The sequence below is a fragment of the Bacillus sp. FSL K6-6038 genome (genome assembly GCF_038050455.1).
GTDB lineage: Bacteria > Bacillota > Bacilli > Bacillales > Bacillaceae_G > Bacillus_A > Bacillus_A pseudomycoides.
In genome coordinates this window covers 4,264,093-4,281,556 of sequence record NZ_JBBOUH010000001.1, presented here as the reverse complement: position 1 = coordinate 4,281,556, position 17,464 = coordinate 4,264,093, and the positions used below count along the sequence as shown (strand labels likewise).

The following is a 17,464-nucleotide window of genomic DNA, read 5'->3' as shown; positions in this document are numbered from 1 at the left end:
GGTTTTGTAAGGAAAATCACTCGTTTCTTTTTCTTATTTTTCTTATAGTAAATGTAAGAAGAAAGCACATAGGGGGATTTAGAAATGAGTGTTCTTGAAGTAAAAGGTTTAACGAAGGTGTATCAATCAAAAGGATCAGTGGCAACGACTGCTTTACACGATATAAATTTTAAAATTGAAGAAGGCGAATTTGTAGGTATTATGGGTCCTTCAGGAAGTGGGAAAACAACACTTCTAAATTTATTAGCAACAATTGATAAGCAAACTTCAGGCCATGTTTATGTGAATGGTGAAGAGATTAGTCAAATGCGTGCTACAAAACTAGCGGAATTTCGCCGTACACATTTAGGGTTCATCTTCCAAGACTTTAACTTACTTGATACGTTATCGATTAAAGAAAATATTATTTTGCCATTAGTTATGGCGAAGCGCCCTGTAAAAGAAATTGATACGAAAGTACTTGAAATTTCGAAGTTTTTAAATATCGAAGGAATTTTAAATAAAAAAGTATATGAAGTATCGGGTGGACAACAACAACGTGCGGCAGCTGCACGAGCAATTATTCATGAACCGACATTAATTTTAGCAGATGAGCCAACTGGGAATTTAGATTCTAAGTCTGCGAAATCTTTAATGGGCGCACTGCAAGATTTACATGAACAGAAAAAAGTAACAATTGCCATGGTAACACATGATCCAGTAGCAGCTAGTTATTGCGAACGTATTCTCTTTATACGCGATGGAGAAATTTTCTCAGAAATTCATAAAGGAAAAACAAAGCAAGCCTTTTTCCAAGAAATTTTAGATGTACTTGCGATGCTAGGGGGGGAATATCATGAACTTTCGCCAGCTCGCGCTTAATAATGTAAAAGGAAATTGGCGTAATTATAAAGCTTTTCTTATTAGTAGTTGTTTATCAATCTTAGTATTTTTCATGTACGCTTCCTTCATTTATCATCCAGATGTAGTGAGCGGAAACATTAGCATGAAGACGATGGTTACAAAAGGGCTAGAATCAATGAACTATATCATTGTCACCTTTTCAGCACTATTTATTTTATATGCTAACTCAACGTTTTTACGAGCGAGAAAAAAGGAGTTTGGTTTATTAACATTAATAGGTGGAACAAAAGCGCAGCTTGGTCGTATGATTATACTAGAGCAAATGATTTTAGGTGTAATCGCAATTGTAGTAGGGATCGCTCTTGGTATGCTTTGTTCAAAGCTCTTCTTTCAAGCTTTAAGTGTATTACTTGGTGTAGATAAAACACTTCCACTTGTATGGAATGGAAAAGCAGTTCTGATTACAGCTAGTGTATACTTCGTTCTCTTTTTCATCCTATCACTATTCGGTCTTTGGACGGTCGGTCGTTTGCAAATTATTGATTTATTAAGAGAAGCAAGAAAACAAAAAGTAGAGCCTTTCGCATTTACATGGCTATGTGTAGTCGGGATATTATGTATTATTGTCGCGTATGTACTTTGTTTCCAAGTTACGCTTATGAATTTCGTTATGCTATTTTTACCGATTGTAGGACTGACAATTGGAGGAACGTACTTACTATTTACGCAAGGTAGCACTGTTGTATTAAAGGTGTTACAAAAACGAAAAAAATCTTTTTATACATATCCCAATATGTTTGTACTTAGTAATCTTATTTATAAAATGAAAGATAATGCTCGTTTTCTCTTTGTTATATCCATTATTACAGCTGTTGTTTCTTCCGCGGTTGGTACACTGTATGTATTCTTTGAAGATATGAGTTATAAAACAGTAGCTAGTACGCCGCATGCTATTTCATATGAGGAAAAGGGAGTAAATACACATAACATCATTAGTGAAGAGAAAATGCAAGAGTTATTGAAAAATCATGGGTTTGAAGATGCACGAAAAGTAACATATGTAAAACTTCCAGCAACACAGAAAATAGAGGGGTTGAATGGCAATCATGAGATGCCTTTAGGTATTATCTCAGAAAAAGAATATAATGCAGAAGCACGTAAGCAAAAGAAAGAGGAAGTTCATAATGCACCAGGAAGCGCAACGATGGTTTTAATTGATATGATGAATGACTTTGTGAAGTTAGATCGTACAAAACCATTTGAGTTCACGCTGAACGGACAAAAACAGTCTATTAAGCTAAATGATTCAATTTCACAATCTGTTTTTAACGATGAAGGGTACCTTATTGTTAATGATCAAGACTTTGTGAAATATGCAAAGGTTGTATCAGATGAAGAAAAGACAAAATATTACGGATATTATATTGGAGACTGGAAAGGAACAGAGAATCTTGTAGTAGACTTGAAAAAAGAAATTGCACAAGAACAACAACAGAATTTCCATAATTCAGTTCTTACTTATAAAGCAATAAAGGAACAAGGGGCAATTACAATGTTCATCGGTTTCTTTGTAGCAGTACTATTTTTCTTCTTTGCTTGCAGCATGACATACTTTAAATGGTTTAATGATAAAGAACAAGATCGTATTCAATTTAAGTCATTAAAGAGAATCGGTATGACAGATAAAGAAATTCATAAAATTGCTATTCGCCAAATGGGAGTCATTTTCTTTATTCCAATTCTCATTGGTACATTGCATAGCGGATTTGCTCTTCATACATTAGGGAAAATGCTTTATTTAGATTTATGGAAATCAGGTGCGATTGTTATTGAAGCATATATTGTAGCTTCGGCAATTTACTTTATGATTGCACAAAGAGGATATTTAAAACACGTAAAAAGCTAGGGAAACCTCTAGCTTTTTACGTGTGTAACAGGTTACAGGGGGAATGCAGATGAATGTCAGGCAGCTAGCGATACAAAATATAAGGGGGAATTGGCGGAGTTATAAAGCATTTGTATTAAGTAGCTCTTTTTCTGTAGCAGTTTTTTATATGTATACATCTTTTGTTCATCATCCGGAAGTTGCACACAGTAATGTCCACATTGGAATTCGATCAGGTTTACAAGGGTGTAGTTATCTTATTCTTATGTTCTCGGCACTGTTTATGTTAAGTTCTAATGCTACTTTTCTTGATGCGAGAAAGAAAGAATTAGGATTGCTTAAATTAATGGGATCTACAAATGCTAGAATCTCAATTCTACTATTCTTAGAACAGGCTGTAGTGGGCTTGGTATCAACTTGTATTGGGATTGGGGTTGGAATGTTATTTTCAAATTTATTTTTAATGACATTAAGTGTACTCTTAGATTTAGAGAATAGGATTTATTTCATCTTTCAAATAAAACCATTCTTGATTACCGTTGTTGTATATGCAATTCTGTTTTTTTCTTTAGCACTATTTAGTTTGTGGAATGTGCGGAGGTTAGAAATTGTTGATTTATTATTGGATAAGAGGAAAGGACGTAGAGTTTTTAAAGTAGGGAAATGGCGATTTGGTTTAGGGATTATTTTACTTTTATGTGGATATACCTTTGCGGTAAAAGTAACGCTAGGAGAGTTATTTCTCTACTTTTATCCAATCCTTAGTACTGTAATTATAGGAACTTATTTTTTATTTACTCAAGGCAGTTTATTTGTTTTGAAAGGACTTCAAAAACAGAAGAATATCTATTATACATATCCAAATCTATTTGTGCTTCGCAGCCTTGAGCATAAATTGAAAGATCATGCGAAGTTTTTATTTTCCATTTCTATTTTGACAGCAACAGTTATTACAGCAACAGGAACTGCATATGCATATTTTTCTGACCTTCCCAAAAGCGCTATGTTTTCATTTCCTCATGAAATTTCCTATACAGAAAAAGGAATAGAATCTCATGAGGTGATTTCTCCCGATGAGCTCTTAGCACTATTTGAAAAATATGGTTATGAAAATGTAGAGAAAGTACAGTTTATCGGATTACCAGGAAAGTTTATTACAACACATGACGGACGTCTGTTTCCGATTACTGTTATTTCACAAACGGATTATAACAAAGAAGCAAAGAAGCAAGGAAAAAGCATGGTAAACAATAAAAAAGGTTATGGCACATTTATAAACCCAATGGCTTTTGATGGTCAGGATGTGTATAACAAGGAAATATTCTATTTTCAAATGTTAGGAGTACCATATCAAATTAAATTGCATGAATCTAAATCAGATATGGTTTTTAATGGAGATGGCGCTGGGCACCATAATCAATTATTAGTTGTACGGGATGAACAGTTTAAACAATGGGAAGGTGTCATTCCTAATCATGAAAAATATGTATATTATGGTTATAATATTCCAAATTGGCAGGAGCAAAAAAAATTCGCGTTAGAAGTGAGGGGAAAAGTGTCTCCAGATTATTCTTCTTCGATGAGAAATAAGATCAGTATATATATCCAATTTAAGGAAGGGGGAGCAGTGTTATTATTTATCGGATCATTTATTAGTATTCTCTTTTTCTTAGCAACTTGCAGTATGACATATTTTAAATGGTTTTCAGATATTGAGCAGGATCGTAAAGAGTATCAGTCTTTAATGAAAATAGGGATGGAGAAAGGAGAAATAAAACGGATTGTTAGACGGCAAATGGGGAGTTTATTTTTTATTCCTATTGTGGTCGGTATAGTGCATAGTATATTTGCTTTCTATGCATTGAGTAATTTAATGGAAATGAATGTGTTATTTACAAGTATAAAGATCATCGGTATATATTGTGCAGCAACAGCTATCTATTTCTTCTTCGCTCAAAAAGAATATATGAAACATATAGACTAGCAAGCGCTAGTCTTTTTAAAATATTCAAAATTCACATAGAAAAATAAAAATATTCATGGTATAACAGTAAGAAAACGAAAAAGAGGGGAAAAGACGATGATTCGAGTTGGCTATTTAGGACCAGAAGCAACATTTACAAATATGGCGGTGAGTCGTTTTTTTCCGGAGGCAGAGCATGTGCCGTATCGCACGATTCCTGATTGCATGGATGCTGCAGCAAATGGAAATGTAGACTTTGCAGTTGTACCGTTAGAGAATGCGATTGAAGGTTCTGTTAATATTACTGTTGATTATCTTGTGCATGAGCAGCCGCTCTTCATTGTAGGAGAAATTACAGTGCCTATTCAGCAACATTTACTTGTGCATTCAGATTATGAAGAGGTGTGGAAAGAAGTATATGCAGTTCATTCTCATCCGCATGCGATTGCGCAATGTCATAGGTTTTTAAATGAAGAATTAAAAGGTGTAACGGTTCGGGATATGACTTCCACAAGTGCAGCGGCGCAATATGTGAAAGAACATCCGGAAGAAAGGATCGCTGCAATTGCAAATGAAGCGGCAGCAGAGAAGTATGATTTAGCAATTGTGCAGCGTAATATTCATACGCATAAAAATAACCATACACGTTTCCTCGTGTTACATAAAAAACAGCGGGCACTACTACCGAAAAACGGTGAGAACCGCGGGGAGAAAACGACACTTATGATAACGTTACCTGCTGATTATGCAGGAGCACTTTATCAAGTATTATCAGCTTTCGCATGGAGAAAATTAAATTTATCGAAAATCGAATCTCGTCCAATGAAAACGGGACTTGGTAATTACTTTTTCTTAATTGATGTGGATAAGGCATATGATGATGTGTTGTTGCCAGGAGTAACCATGGAGCTTGAGGCACTTGGTTTTTCTGTGACGGTGCTGGGGAGTTATTCGTCTTATTGGTTGTAAACAAAAATAAACCTCATTGCATATGCAGTGAGGTTTATTTCAATTTTGCTAAGCGATCTACTAATTGCTCGCGCCAAGCTTCTGCTAGTTCTGGAACAGCAATAATTTTCTCCATTGCCTCTGTATCTTTCCGTCTATGAAAATATACTTCGTTAGAAAACAGAATAGAAACTTGATTTGGATGGCGCTCTAGTAGTTTCATTTGTGAGTCTTTGCGAACAACGCCTTCTTGAAGAACACGGCATAAATAGCCGGTATAACCGGTTTCTACAATGCGCGGTAAAATACCGGGGATGCCAACTCTTTTTGAGATGGTACTACACGGTATCCGGCCTTGTGTAATTTGAATGACAGCCTCACCTAATTGATATGTATCGCCGATGAAAATATCATGTTCTAACATATTTGTTACGGTAATATTTTCGCCAAATGCAGAGGGTGGGAGTGTTATTTGAAATTCTTGTTCCCATAGCGCGTAATGTTCATACGGATAGACACAAACAGCGCGATCAGGTCCGCCGTGAAACCTTAGGTCAGCTACACCATCTCCAAGAAATCCGTCTTTTGATAGAAAGGCTTCTTCTGTAAGCTCTTTACAGATGCCTGTTGTCATTTCTTTATTTTCTCCATATTGTATTTGTTTTGGTTTGCCAATGCTAAAGTGAACGAGTTTGATTCCCATATCATCTCTCCTTTACCAATTGATTTCAATATTATATCATTTCATAAATAAAAGCACAGAGAAGAATGAAACTCTCTGTGCTTTTATTTTAATAAACAAGAAATCCAGCGCGATCTAGCGCATCACAAGCAGCGTTTAATTTTTCTGTGGAATCTGCTTCAATTGTATGTAAGTGGATGCCATCTGTTAATTGAGATAGATAGGAAGCATTTGTATCTTCAATTTTTTGCAAATATTGTTCAACATCAAAACGAGTGCTCACCATAATAGAAGCTGTTATGTCGCCGTATACAGGATGTTCTACTTTTACATCTTTAATTGTAACACCGTGGTCGACTAGCAATGTTAATTCTTGGCGTACTTCATCTGGTTTATGCTGGCAGACGATAACACGTTCAAATGTATTTTTCTTTGCTTGTGGTTTTAAATATAAATATCCTTGTGCAGTTGCGATAATTGGTTCGTTTCGCGCTTTTAGTAAGGAAATATCTTGTACGATGACTTGCCTGCTGACATTTGTTTTCTTAGATAATTCACTCCCGGATAACGGTTCGTTAGCAGCAAGGAGCCATTGTAAGATGAACTGTCTTCTTTCTTCTCCTAAAATCTTTTTCTGGTCATTTTGTTTCATTATAATTTAACACCTCTATAAAATTGATTTCCAATTGTGCATAGTGCATGAATGGTTGTATCAATATGTTCTTTCGTTGTATGACGTCCAAATGAAAAGCGGACATACTGTTTTGCCTCTTCATACGTTTTTCCAATTGCAAGCATTGTTTTTGAAGGTTCTTGTTTGCCGACTTGACATGCGCTTCCTGTTGAAATGGCAATGCCATGGCGATTGCATTCTAACATCGTGTACTGACCTTCTATTCCCTTTATTGTAACCCCAATAATATGAGGTAAACAAGAAGCAGAATGTCCTTCTACTTGAATTTCAAGGGGAATTGCTTGTAATTGTTCTGTAAAATAGGATCGTAATTGCTCAAAACGAGCGCGTTCTTCTTCACGATCGTCCAATATATGCTCTGCTGCTGTCAGAAACGAAGCGATACCGGGGGCGTTAACTGTACCAGGGCGAAATCCTTTTTCGTGAGATGTCCCTGGGAAGACTGGTTCCCAGCGAACTTTTGGGTTTAAATAGCAAGCTCCGACACCCTTTGGTCCGTAAATTTTATGTGCGGAAACAGAAAGGCTATCAATTTGCATCGTTGTGACATCAATTGGGAGTTTACCAAATGTTTGTACACAATCTGTATGAAATAAAATATGGTGTTTTTTTAGTAGTGCTCCAATTTCTGAGATAGGTTGAACGGTTCCAATTTCAGAATTACCGTGCTGAATACTTGCTAAAACTGTATCGTCTGTAATTGCTGCTTCTAAAGCCTTAAGGTTAATAAGCCCGCATGAATCCACAGGAATTTCCGTGATTGTATATCCTTGCTTTGTTAATGACTGAAAGTAGCTGCGAATCGATGCGTGCTCCATCGGTGTTGTAAGTATGTGCTTGCCGCTTTTTGCATTTAAGAGCGACTGGATTGCAAGATAATTAGATTCAGAACCACCGCTTGTGAAAAATACGCCTTGTTCTTTTCCTTTAATCATTTGTGCCAATGCTCCCCTGCAAACTTGTAGTAAAGACGAAGCTGTCCCTCCGATATCGTGTAAACTTTGTTCATTACCGAAGTATTGCTGTGCTGCTTTCGTATATGTGTCAATCGCTTCTTTGCTCATTGGTGTTGTAGCTGCATAGTCAAGATATATCATAATGTATAGTCCTCTCTATAGTAGAGTTACATTCGTTTTTTTATTTTAAAGTATATAAATTCAAATTAAAAACCCGACATAAACCCTTTCTTTTTAGGTGGGAGAGAGCATCCGGCCATGCATAGAAGCGGTCAGATCCTCTTCCTGCCCCGTGCCAAGTAAAAACAGAGAGAGAAAATGAGTGTAAGTCCCCTTTTCTTCTTCATAGCAGCGATTTATATGTCGAAAAAATAAAATGGATTTATATAGCAAGAGAATTTCGTTAAACTCCTTGGTGAAAATATTACTTTCTAAAAAACTCTTGTCATTATTTTAAAACTATGTAAATATAGGTGTCAAGACAGTTGAAAAGTGTAAACTAGGAGGCAATGATCATGCCAAGTGCGGATGTCTTAATTATCGGAAGTGGTGTTGCAGCACTTAGTGTTGCGAAAGAGATTTGTCACGAAAAGAATGTGATGATTATCACAAAGAAAACAGGCCGCAATAACAATACGCATTTAGCGCAGGGCGGAATTGCAGCAGCTGTAGCTACATATGACAATGCGAGTGATCATTACGAAGATACAATAGCGGCCGGTTGTGGCTATAACAATGAAGAAGCAGTTCGATATTTAGTGGAAGAAGGGCCGAAAGAGATTCGTAAGCTCATTGCAAATGGGATGGAATTTGATGGAGATGAAAACAGACCCCATCTTGGAAAAGAAGGTGCGCATCGAAAACGACGTATTTTACATGCTGGTGGAGATGCAACAGGACGAATTTTATTAGAGCATTTGGTTCAGGAAGTCGCTCCGTACGTTACAGTAGTGGAGCGAGAAATGGTGCTCGATTTAATTATAGAAAATGATACATGTAAGGGTGTTTTGACCCGTGATAGCGAAGGAAATATACATCGTTACTATGCTGAACATATTGTATTAGCTACAGGCGGTGTTGGAGGGGTGTATGCATTTACGTCTAACGACGAGACGATTACAGGTGACGGACTCGCGATGGTATACAGAGCTGGTGGCGAACTTGTTGATTTAGAATTTGTGCAATTTCATCCAACGATGCTATATGTAGGCGGACGTTGCTGTGGACTTGTTTCAGAAGCGGTACGGGGTGAAGGAGCTGTTCTGTTAAATGAAAAAGGACAGCGTTTTATGCTGGATGTACATCCACAACATGATCTTGCACCGCGTGACGTAGTGGCACGTGCGATTCATGAACAGCTTCTTGCAGGTGAAAGTGTATACTTGGATATTTCTTCTATTCAAAACTTTGAAGAACGTTTTCCTACTGTATCGGCATTATGCAAAAAGAATGGTATAGATGTAAAAAAAAATAGAATTCCAGTTGTTCCTGGTGCTCATTTTCATATGGGTGGCATTAAAACGAATTGTGATGGAGAAACATCTATTCCGCATTTATATGCTGTAGGTGAAGTAGCTTGTAACGGTGTGCATGGTGCAAACCGATTAGCGAGCAACTCATTGTTAGAAGGGCTTGTGTTTGGAAAACGAATGGGAACACATATTTTAGCTCATCCGGTACAAGAAAAGATAAATAATAGCGAAGAAATACATGGAATATCAAAAGTTCCTCAGTTACCTACGAAAAAAGAAATACAAAAACATATGATGACGTACGTAGGAATTGTACGAACAGAAAAGAGTTTATTATATGCGAAGCAATGGTTTGAACATTATCGTGTACAAAGTGTTCGAATGCAATATGAAGCTTTTACAAATGAAGATATAACAATTATAAATATGCTAACAGTTTGTCAGCTCATTACAGAAGCGGCACTGCAAAGAAAAGAGAGCATAGGTGGACATTATCGTGGTGATTATCCAAGACGAAATCAAGTAACGAAAAAAATTATTCTTGCTAATAGAAAATTACAACTTGTGTAATGAGGGGAAGAGGGATTGTATGAACGCGTTAAAGGTAAGAAAAGCATTAGAAAGTTTTTTTCTAGAAGATATTGGAGAAAAAGATGTAACATCTCAGCTTATTTTTCCTGATAATTTAAGGGCAAAGGGAACGTTCCTTGCGAAAGAAACGGGGGTATTCGTAGGGACAACAGTAATTGAACAAGGATTTCGATTATTAGATGACAGCATTCAAATTACACTTCATAAAAAAGACGGAGATTTCGTAGAAAAAGGTGAGATTTTAGCAAGTGTCGAAGGACCAATTGCATCTTTATTAACAGCGGAGCGTGTAATTTTAAATATTATTCAACGCATGAGTGGTATAGCAACGATGACGCGCAAAGCTGTTCTGGCACTAGAAAGTGATCATACACGTATTTGTGATACGAGAAAAACGATGCCAGGGCTTCGCATGTTTGATAAATATGCGGTTGTTTGCGGAGGCGGATATAACCATCGCTTCGGATTATACGATGGTGTCATGATTAAGGATAACCATATTGCTTTTGCAGGGTCTATTACAAAAGCTGTTACATCTGTGAAAGAAAAGCTTGGGCATATGGTGAAAGTTGAAGTGGAAACGGAGACAGAAGAACAAGTGCGCGAAGCGATTGCCGCAGGAGCGGATATTATTATGTTTGATAACCGTACACCAGAAGAAGTTCGTGAGTTTTCTAAAATTGTTCCAAGTACAATTGTGACAGAAGCATCCGGCGGCATTACAATTGAAAATTTATCGAACTATGGTGGAACAGGGGTAGATTACATTTCACTCGGATTATTAACACATTCTGTAAAGGCGTTAGATATTAGCTTTAATATTGAAGTTTAAGGTGAGAGGGTTAGAGGGGGAGATTACAAATGAGTATTTTAGAGAAAGTTCAGCTAATTGAAACGATGTTACCAGAGTGTTATCAAACGATGTCAGTACAAGAAATGGAAGAGCGCGTTCGTGAAATTAAAGAAAAATTAGGGGAAGCATTATTTATTCCAGGGCATCATTATCAAAAGGATGAAGTTGTTCAATTTTCAGATGCTGCGGGAGATTCATTGCAACTTGCGCAAGTAGCGGCTAGCAATAAAGCAGCGAAATATATTGTCTTTTGCGGTGTGCATTTTATGGCTGAAACAGCAGATATGTTAACGGCCGATGAACAGGTCGTTATTTTACCAGATATGCGTGCTGGCTGTTCCATGGCGGATATGGCAGATATCGAACAAACAGAACGAGCTTGGAACGAACTTACGCAGTTATTTGGGGATACGATGATTCCATTAACATATGTCAATTCTACGGCAGCTATTAAGGCATTTTGTGGACGAAATGGCGGGGCGACAGTAACATCTTCAAATGCAAAAAAAATGGTATCTTGGGCATTTACGCAAAAAGAGCGTCTTGTTTTTTTACCAGATCAACATTTAGGAAGAAATACAGCGTATGACCTAGGTATTTCATTAGATAAAATGGCGGTTTGGGATCCGCATACAGATTCATTAGAATATGATGGGAATATAGAAGATGTGAAGGTGATTTTATGGAAAGGTCATTGTTCGGTTCATCAAAATTTTACTGTGAAAAATATTGAAAGCGTACGAAAAAATCATCCTGATATGAATATTATTGTTCATCCAGAATGCTGTTATGAAGTGGTAACAGCTTCTGACTATGCAGGGTCAACAAAGTATATTATTGATATGATCGAACAAGCACCATCTGGAAGCAAATGGGCAATTGGTACAGAGATGAACTTAGTAAACCGGATTATTCATCAACACCCTGATAAAGAAATTATTTCATTAAACCCTTTTATGTGTCCTTGTTTAACGATGAATCGTATTGATTTACCACATTTATTGTGGGTGTTAGAAACGATAGAGTGTGGAGAAGAAGTCAATGTTATTCAAGTAGATAAGCAGGTGACAAAAGAAGCAGTTCTTGCCTTAAATCGTATGTTAGAGCGTGTGTAAAAGCGACGGATTTTCGTCGCTTTTTTATTAAACATAATTAGCTAATTGCAGTCATACATTGTGTTGAGGGAATCATTGTATTTTTTCATATTCGTGCAATATTGTGTATGACTAAATGGTAAGAGCAAGAGTGTTAAATTATAGAGGACAGTTTCACTTTACATTATTTTGGCTTATAGATAAGTAATACAGGAGGGGGAAAATTTGAAAATTCATATCGTGCAAAAAGGGGATACCCTTTGGAAAATTGCGAAAAAGTACGGAGTAGATTTTGAAACGTTAAAAAAGGCGAATACGCAACTTACTAATCCCGATCTGATTATGCCAGGTATGAAAATAAAAGTGCCATCTAGCAGTGTGCATGTGAAAAAAAATATGGGTGCTGGTTCAGCTCCTCCAAAAGAATATGTAAAAGAGGTACAACAAAAAGAATTTGCAGCGACACCTACGCCGCTTGGAATAGAAGATGAAGAAGAAGCACCATATCAATCTGCGCCGATTACGCAGCAACCGGCTATGCAGCAAACGCAAAAAGAAATGCAAATGAAGCCGCAAAAAGAAATGCCCATTCAAAAAGAAAAGCCGATTCAGAAAGAAATACCTATTCAAAAAGAAGTACCTATTCAAAAGCCGCCTGTCGTTGAAAAACCAGCTGTAATTGAAAAGCCACCAGTTGTAGAAAAGGTAGAGAAACCTGTGGGAAAAGAAAGCACAAAGTTTTCAGTGAATATATTACCGCAGCCGCCACAACCACCGATTAAGCCTGCAAAAGACTATAAAATTTCAGATGTAATAAAAAAAGGAAGCGAGTTAATTGCCCCGCAAATTATTAATAAGATGAAACCGAACAATATAGTGTCACCACAAACGAAAAAAGAAAATGTAAGTAATATAGTTGCGCCGCAAATGAAAAAAGAAAATGTAAGTAATATAGTGGTGCCGCAAACGAAAAAGGAAAATGTAGGTAATATAGTTGCGCCGCAAACGAAAAAAGAAAACGTCAGTAATGTTGTTTCGCCACAAGTGCAAAAAGAAAATGTGGGCAATATAGTGTCACCACAGACGAAGAAGGAAAATGTGGGTAATATAGTTGCACCGGATGTGACAAAAGAAAGTCTTATTATTCCACAAGTAACACCACCGAATATCATGCCAATGATGGATAATAACCAAATGCCGAATATCATGCCGATGATGGATAGTAACCAAATGCCGAATATCATGCCAATGATGGATAATAACCAAATGCTGAATATCATGCCGATGATGGATAATAACCAAATGCCGAATATCATGCCGATGATGGATAATAATCAAATGCTGAATATCATGCCAATGATGGATAATAACCAAATGCCGAATATCATGCCAATGATGGATAGTAACCAAATGCCGAATATCATGCCGATGATGGATAATAATCAAATGCCGAATATCATGCCAATGATGGATAGTAATCAACCATCGCAAATGATGCCAATGATGGATAGTAACCAAATGCCGAATATCATGCCAATGATGGATAGTAACCAAATGCCGAATATCATGCCAATGATGGATAATAACCAAATGCCGAATATCATGCCAATGATGGATAGTAATCAACCATCGCAAATGATGCCAATGATGGGTAGTAATCAACCATCGCAAATGATGCCAATGATGGATAATAATCAACCACCGCCAATGATGCCGCAGCAAATACCGATGCCATATCAATCGTCAATGATGCCACAACAGTATCCATATTATCAAATGCCATATCAACAACAGCAAAATCCGTATTATCAAATGCCACATACACAAGGTATGCCAATGATGCCGCACCAAATGCCAGTGCAACATACTTCAATGCCATACCAACCGCAAGCTGGTAATAATGTTCCACAAATGATGCCAGCAGAAGAAGATTGTGGATGTGGTGAGGAAAGAAATTTATATAGTCCACAGCCAGGTGGGCCATATTATCCTAATTCTCCATATTATCCAACAGCTCAAGTCGCATATGCACCGCAGCCAGGTGCGATGAATTATCAGCAAGATCCGCCAGAGATTTTTGGAGAACCACTTGCAGAAGATGAGGAGTAGAGAGAGTTGCGTTAACAATAAAGAGGTCGTGTTAGAAAATTCCTAGTGAAATATTAACAAGTGTAAAAATCTCCTTTGTTACTCACTATAAGAAGGAGCTTTTCGAGAGAGAAGTTCAACCTAACAAGGGGGGTTTTTATATTGAGTAAAAAAATTAAAATTATTGCCGCTTCTTTGTTAGTTACCAGTGCATTAGCTGCATGTGGTACACCTAAGAATAAAAGTGCGATGGATGGGCGTAATGCGAACTACAATTATGAACGTACATCTTATTATGATACACAACCATACAGAAATAATGTAGCACGTACAGATCGATATACAGATTATGTAACATATCGAAATGGAAATAGAGTTACAGATAATGTATATGATCGTCGTAATGATGTTGGATATAACTACTACCGTGATGTAAATTACCACGGTCAAATGGCAAATCCATATCCAACTCGTAACGTTACAATGAATAATTCATACATTAATAATGATGGTAAAACTGCAGAAAGAATTACAAATCGTGTTAAGGGTATGAATAATGTGGATCGTGTTTCTACAGTTGTGCGTGGAAATGATGTAGTTATTGCAGTGAAACCACGCAATCCAGTGACAGATGAAAAGGCAATGGCAAATGAAATCCGTCAAGCAGTTGCGAATGACGTGAAAAACCGAAATGTATATGTAACAGTAAAAAATGACATGTTTGAACGTGTAGATGCGATGAATACGCGTCTGCGCAGCGGAACAGTTACAAACAATTTAAATCGTGACATATCAGATTTATTCCGAGACGTTCGTGCTGGTCTTACTGGTACAGTGCGATAACAAAAAAAAGGGAAAGGTTTACGGCCTTTCCCTTTTTACTTTCATAAATATTAAAATAGCGATGCAGAAAGTCATTCATCAATATCCTGCATACGTTTTTTTTTAATAAAGTAACCAACAGAATAAGAAGCTAAAAAGCATAAAAAGAGAATACTTCCCATAAGAATGCCTTCCCATAGCGGTCTTTCAGGGCTGAAAATAACATAAATAATAGCAAAAATGATCCCTACGATAGCAGAACGTAAAACAAGTTTGTAATAAGGCGTTAGTTTCATTTCTTTTTCATTTTCTTCTGCATCAATAGAGATTCCCATTTGTAAATAGGCTAGAAGTATACTTGTTAGTATGAATAATAACCATAGTGGAGATTTTGTAATTTGATCTATACCTTCATTGAAGCCAATATACCCTAAGATCCCTATTATACCAATTGATTGAAAGAGAAAGGCAATTCGAACGTTCTTTAAATTTTGAAGGATTAAACGTTCATCTTTTATTCTTTTCAATATACTCACTCCTGTTTACCAGATTTTTCATTGTATCTACATTTATTGTAACATATATATTGCATTAATCAATTTATATTTTACTTTAATGGTTGTAGGAATAAATACTGTTGTAAAAAGTTAATGAAATTTTTCTATGTTTAGCTTGCGTTCTTTTTACATTAATGTTATATTAGCAAAGCGATGAGCTAATTTACGTAAGACGAGAGATATGCTTAAGTGCTAAACACGCGGATGTGGCCGCCTGGTCTCTCGCCGTAAACGCATCAAGGCGCCTGCTATGTGCAGGCGTCTTTCTTATTATATAAAAGTAAATGACTCATGCAGGTAGGGATTACACCTTACCTGCATTTTTTTATTTTCATTAAAAATAACCACCGCTGTTACTATGGATAAAACTTCTATTTCCGGAAAAACTACAAACGGAAGTTTTATTTTGCTTAGAAGAGGTGAGCGGAAATGAAATTCATGATGGTTGCAGTTCAAGTTGTAATCGCTATGTTTTGTTTATATCATGAATCAAGTGTGATAGCTGCGGCTTCTGCATTAGAGGTTACGCAAAAAGAACCTCAAGTTACGATTCTATTAGAGCGTATGTATGTAGATGGAGAGGTAAGTGAGGAAATTTTCACTGAAAAAGTAGCAAATTTAGAACATTTTCTTCAGCAGTATAAAGAATGGCAGCTTGTCGATCGTGATGATACGCAAATTGTACTGCAAAAAAAGGTGGATGATATTTCACCACTACTTAAAACGAGTGGGTATTTTGGTGTTTCCAATGAGGGGATACTGCAAATTTTTAACGGTGTACCAAAAAGTGATAATGCGATTCACTCATTCTTCCAAATTGATATGAAAAAGCTAGAAAGTTATGATCGTGCAAAGCTAAAACGTGGTATTCGTATCAAGTCAAAAGAGCGTTTTGTGAAGACGATTGAGAAAATGAAGCAGTATGCAGTGCAAAATAAGAAAACCAGCAGCTGATGTGAGCTGCTGGTTTTCTTATTTGTTTTTATCTAAAATTTGTTTTGCAATTTCATCAATTAGCATATCTTTGCCGATAGGGTTGAATGCTTTTGTGTTAAAGACTTCATTGCTTACTTCGTAAACATGATTATTTTTTACAGCTTTGTTATCTTTCCAAACAGCACTATTTTTGTAGTCATCGAACACTTTATCTGCTTCGCCACCAAAGTTTACGATAAACATTTGATCAGGCTGGAATGCAACAAGACCTTCTAATGATACTTGTGCCATCGTCTGTTTTAAATCTGTTCCTTTCGTTGCAGGAAGTTTTAAGTCATTAAAGAGAATATCACCATATCCGAAGCTACCATATACACGGAAGTTTTGCGGTGTTACAGCAAGGAACATAAAGTTTTCATCTTTTGTTTTCTCTTTAATTTTTTTAGATAAGGAATCTGCTTTTTTATCGTAGTCTGCAATCCATTTATCTGCTTTTTCCTCTTTGTCAAATAGCTTGCCTACTTCCTTGAATTTGTCGCGCCAGTTTTCTAAGTTTGTTTCTAGAACAACTGTTGGGGCAACTTTTGCTAATTGATCATAAATTTTCAATTGACGGTTGTTTAAAATAATTAAGTCTGGTTTTAAAGCAGTAACCGCTTCTAAATCAACTTTAGGTGCCCAGTACCAACCAACTGCTTTTACATCTTTTAGCTTTTCTTGCAAATGATCTTGGATTTTATCTTTATACGTGTTAGCTGCACCAACAGGTTTATGACCAAGAAGTAATAGTTCTTCAGATGATCCAGATAAGTCGACAATTCTTTTTGGGTTTGTCGGAATTTTAACTTCACCTTTTGCATGTTTTACAACTTTTGTTTTCGGTTGTTCTTTTGGCTGTGCTTCTTCTTGTTTAGAAGAGCAACCAACAATGGTAAAAATAACAAGAATGAGAGTAAATAGAATAGATAGATTGCGTTTCACCTTTATGTAACCCCTTTAATTAATATTGATAATCATTATCGTCTTTGTAATATTAATTTGCTTTATGTTGTTCTGTCAATATGAAAAAAATGAAAAAGC

The 17,464-nt window shown here is 36.4% G+C and carries 14 protein-coding genes and 1 pseudogene; 10 read left to right on the top strand and 5 right to left on the bottom strand.

Annotation, left to right across the window (positions count from 1 at the left end; all coding sequences use genetic code 11):
• Nucleotides 1-84 precede the first annotated feature (84 nt).
• The 4 genes from NSQ40_RS22550 (at nt 85) to pheA (ending at nt 5,660) form a co-directional block, all read left to right on the top strand.
• Nucleotides 85-861, top strand: coding sequence for an ABC transporter ATP-binding protein (locus NSQ40_RS22550; RefSeq protein WP_003200858.1), 777 nt, complete (start codon nt 85-87; stop codon nt 859-861).
• A complete protein-coding gene (locus tag NSQ40_RS22545) occupies nt 836-2,749 on the top strand; it encodes an ABC transporter permease (RefSeq protein WP_341286149.1) in 1,914 nt (637 codons plus the stop codon). Before NSQ40_RS22550 ends, NSQ40_RS22545 begins: the two co-directional genes overlap by 26 nt.
• 49 nt (nt 2,750-2,798) lie before the next feature.
• Nucleotides 2,799-4,712, top strand: coding sequence for an ABC transporter permease (locus tag NSQ40_RS22540; RefSeq protein WP_003200862.1), 1,914 nt, complete (start codon nt 2,799-2,801; stop codon nt 4,710-4,712).
• 96 nt (nt 4,713-4,808) lie between these two features.
• Complete coding sequence (gene pheA / locus NSQ40_RS22535) at nt 4,809-5,660, top strand: prephenate dehydratase (RefSeq protein ID WP_098802630.1); 852 nt, start codon at nt 4,809-4,811, stop codon at nt 5,658-5,660.
• Nucleotides 5,661-5,694: 34 nt separating this feature from the next.
• Here pheA and NSQ40_RS22530 read toward each other — a convergent pair whose 3' ends face one another.
• The 3 genes from NSQ40_RS22530 to NSQ40_RS22520 all read right to left on the bottom strand — a co-directional run bounded on the left by NSQ40_RS22530 (nt 5,695) and on the right by NSQ40_RS22520 (nt 8,115).
• Nucleotides 5,695-6,342 (bottom strand): MOSC domain-containing protein, encoded by a 648-nt coding sequence (locus tag NSQ40_RS22530; RefSeq protein WP_003200867.1) that lies wholly within the window; start codon nt 6,340-6,342, stop codon nt 5,695-5,697.
• Nucleotides 6,343-6,430: 88 nt separating this feature from the next.
• The gene (locus NSQ40_RS22525) at nt 6,431-6,973 is read right to left on the bottom strand and encodes a transcription repressor NadR (RefSeq protein WP_003200868.1); all 543 of its coding nucleotides are present in this window, start codon (nt 6,971-6,973) and stop codon (nt 6,431-6,433) included.
• Entirely contained in the window at nt 6,973-8,115 is a 1,143-nt protein-coding gene (locus NSQ40_RS22520) for an IscS subfamily cysteine desulfurase (protein ID WP_033796433.1), read from the bottom strand. The genes NSQ40_RS22525 and NSQ40_RS22520 overlap by 1 nt, the downstream gene beginning before the upstream one ends.
• A gap of 371 nt (nt 8,116-8,486) precedes the next feature.
• Between NSQ40_RS22520 and nadB the strand changes: the two genes are divergently transcribed.
• From nadB to NSQ40_RS22495, 5 genes and pseudogenes are all read left to right on the top strand, one after another.
• Nucleotides 8,487-10,013, top strand: a complete 1,527-nt coding sequence (gene nadB, locus NSQ40_RS22515; protein ID WP_033796432.1) for an L-aspartate oxidase — start codon at nt 8,487-8,489, stop codon at nt 10,011-10,013.
• A 19-nt stretch (nt 10,014-10,032) separates the two neighbouring features.
• Nucleotides 10,033-10,866: a carboxylating nicotinate-nucleotide diphosphorylase gene (gene nadC / locus NSQ40_RS22510; protein ID WP_003200874.1), complete on the top strand. Its 834-nt coding sequence runs from the start codon at nt 10,033-10,035 to the stop codon at nt 10,864-10,866.
• A 29-nt stretch (nt 10,867-10,895) separates the two neighbouring features.
• Nucleotides 10,896-12,002: a quinolinate synthase NadA gene (nadA, locus tag NSQ40_RS22505; protein ID WP_003200876.1), complete on the top strand. Its 1,107-nt coding sequence runs from the start codon at nt 10,896-10,898 to the stop codon at nt 12,000-12,002.
• Between the two features lie 204 nt (nt 12,003-12,206).
• Nucleotides 12,207-12,375, top strand: a pseudogene (safA, locus tag NSQ40_RS29535) (SafA/ExsA family spore coat assembly protein); the annotation flags it as partial.
• Between the two features lie 1,856 nt (nt 12,376-14,231).
• On the top strand, nt 14,232-14,912 hold the full coding sequence (locus NSQ40_RS22495) for a YhcN/YlaJ family sporulation lipoprotein (RefSeq protein WP_003200431.1): 681 nt from the start codon (nt 14,232-14,234) through the stop codon (nt 14,910-14,912).
• A gap of 71 nt (nt 14,913-14,983) precedes the next feature.
• Here the strand turns inward: NSQ40_RS22495 and NSQ40_RS22490 are convergent, their stop codons facing one another.
• On the bottom strand, nt 14,984-15,418 hold the full coding sequence (locus NSQ40_RS22490; protein ID WP_033796431.1) for a hypothetical protein: 435 nt from the start codon (nt 15,416-15,418) through the stop codon (nt 14,984-14,986).
• A 459-nt stretch (nt 15,419-15,877) separates the two neighbouring features.
• Between NSQ40_RS22490 and NSQ40_RS22485 the strand changes: the two genes are divergently transcribed.
• Nucleotides 15,878-16,402 (top strand): BofC C-terminal domain-containing protein, encoded by a 525-nt coding sequence (locus NSQ40_RS22485; RefSeq protein ID WP_018782982.1) that lies wholly within the window; start codon nt 15,878-15,880, stop codon nt 16,400-16,402.
• Between the two features lie 18 nt (nt 16,403-16,420).
• Here NSQ40_RS22485 and NSQ40_RS22480 read toward each other — a convergent pair whose 3' ends face one another.
• Nucleotides 16,421-17,365, bottom strand: a complete 945-nt coding sequence (locus tag NSQ40_RS22480) for an iron-hydroxamate ABC transporter substrate-binding protein (protein ID WP_341286147.1) — start codon at nt 17,363-17,365, stop codon at nt 16,421-16,423.
• Between the last annotated feature and the right edge of the window lie 99 nt (nt 17,366-17,464).

Bases quoted from the DNA above. Each gene is read 5' to 3' on its own strand.
- NSQ40_RS22530 (WP_003200867.1), bottom strand. From the start codon at position 6,342: ATGGGAATCAAACTCGTTCACTTTAGCATTGGCAAACCAAAACAAATA.
- nadA (WP_003200876.1), top strand. From the start codon at position 10,896: ATGAGTATTTTAGAGAAAGTTCAGCTAATTGAAACGATGTTACCAGAG.
- nadC (WP_003200874.1), top strand. From the start codon at position 10,033: ATGAACGCGTTAAAGGTAAGAAAAGCATTAGAAAGTTTTTTTCTAGAA.
- nadB (WP_033796432.1), top strand. From the start codon at position 8,487: ATGCCAAGTGCGGATGTCTTAATTATCGGAAGTGGTGTTGCAGCACTT.
- NSQ40_RS22550 (WP_003200858.1), top strand. From the start codon at position 85: ATGAGTGTTCTTGAAGTAAAAGGTTTAACGAAGGTGTATCAATCAAAA.
- NSQ40_RS22540 (WP_003200862.1), top strand. From the start codon at position 2,799: ATGAATGTCAGGCAGCTAGCGATACAAAATATAAGGGGGAATTGGCGG.
- NSQ40_RS22525 (WP_003200868.1), bottom strand. From the start codon at position 6,973: ATGAAACAAAATGACCAGAAAAAGATTTTAGGAGAAGAAAGAAGACAG.
- NSQ40_RS22545 (WP_341286149.1), top strand. From the start codon at position 836: ATGAACTTTCGCCAGCTCGCGCTTAATAATGTAAAAGGAAATTGGCGT.
- NSQ40_RS22485 (WP_018782982.1), top strand. From the start codon at position 15,878: ATGAAATTCATGATGGTTGCAGTTCAAGTTGTAATCGCTATGTTTTGT.
- pheA (WP_098802630.1), top strand. From the start codon at position 4,809: ATGATTCGAGTTGGCTATTTAGGACCAGAAGCAACATTTACAAATATG.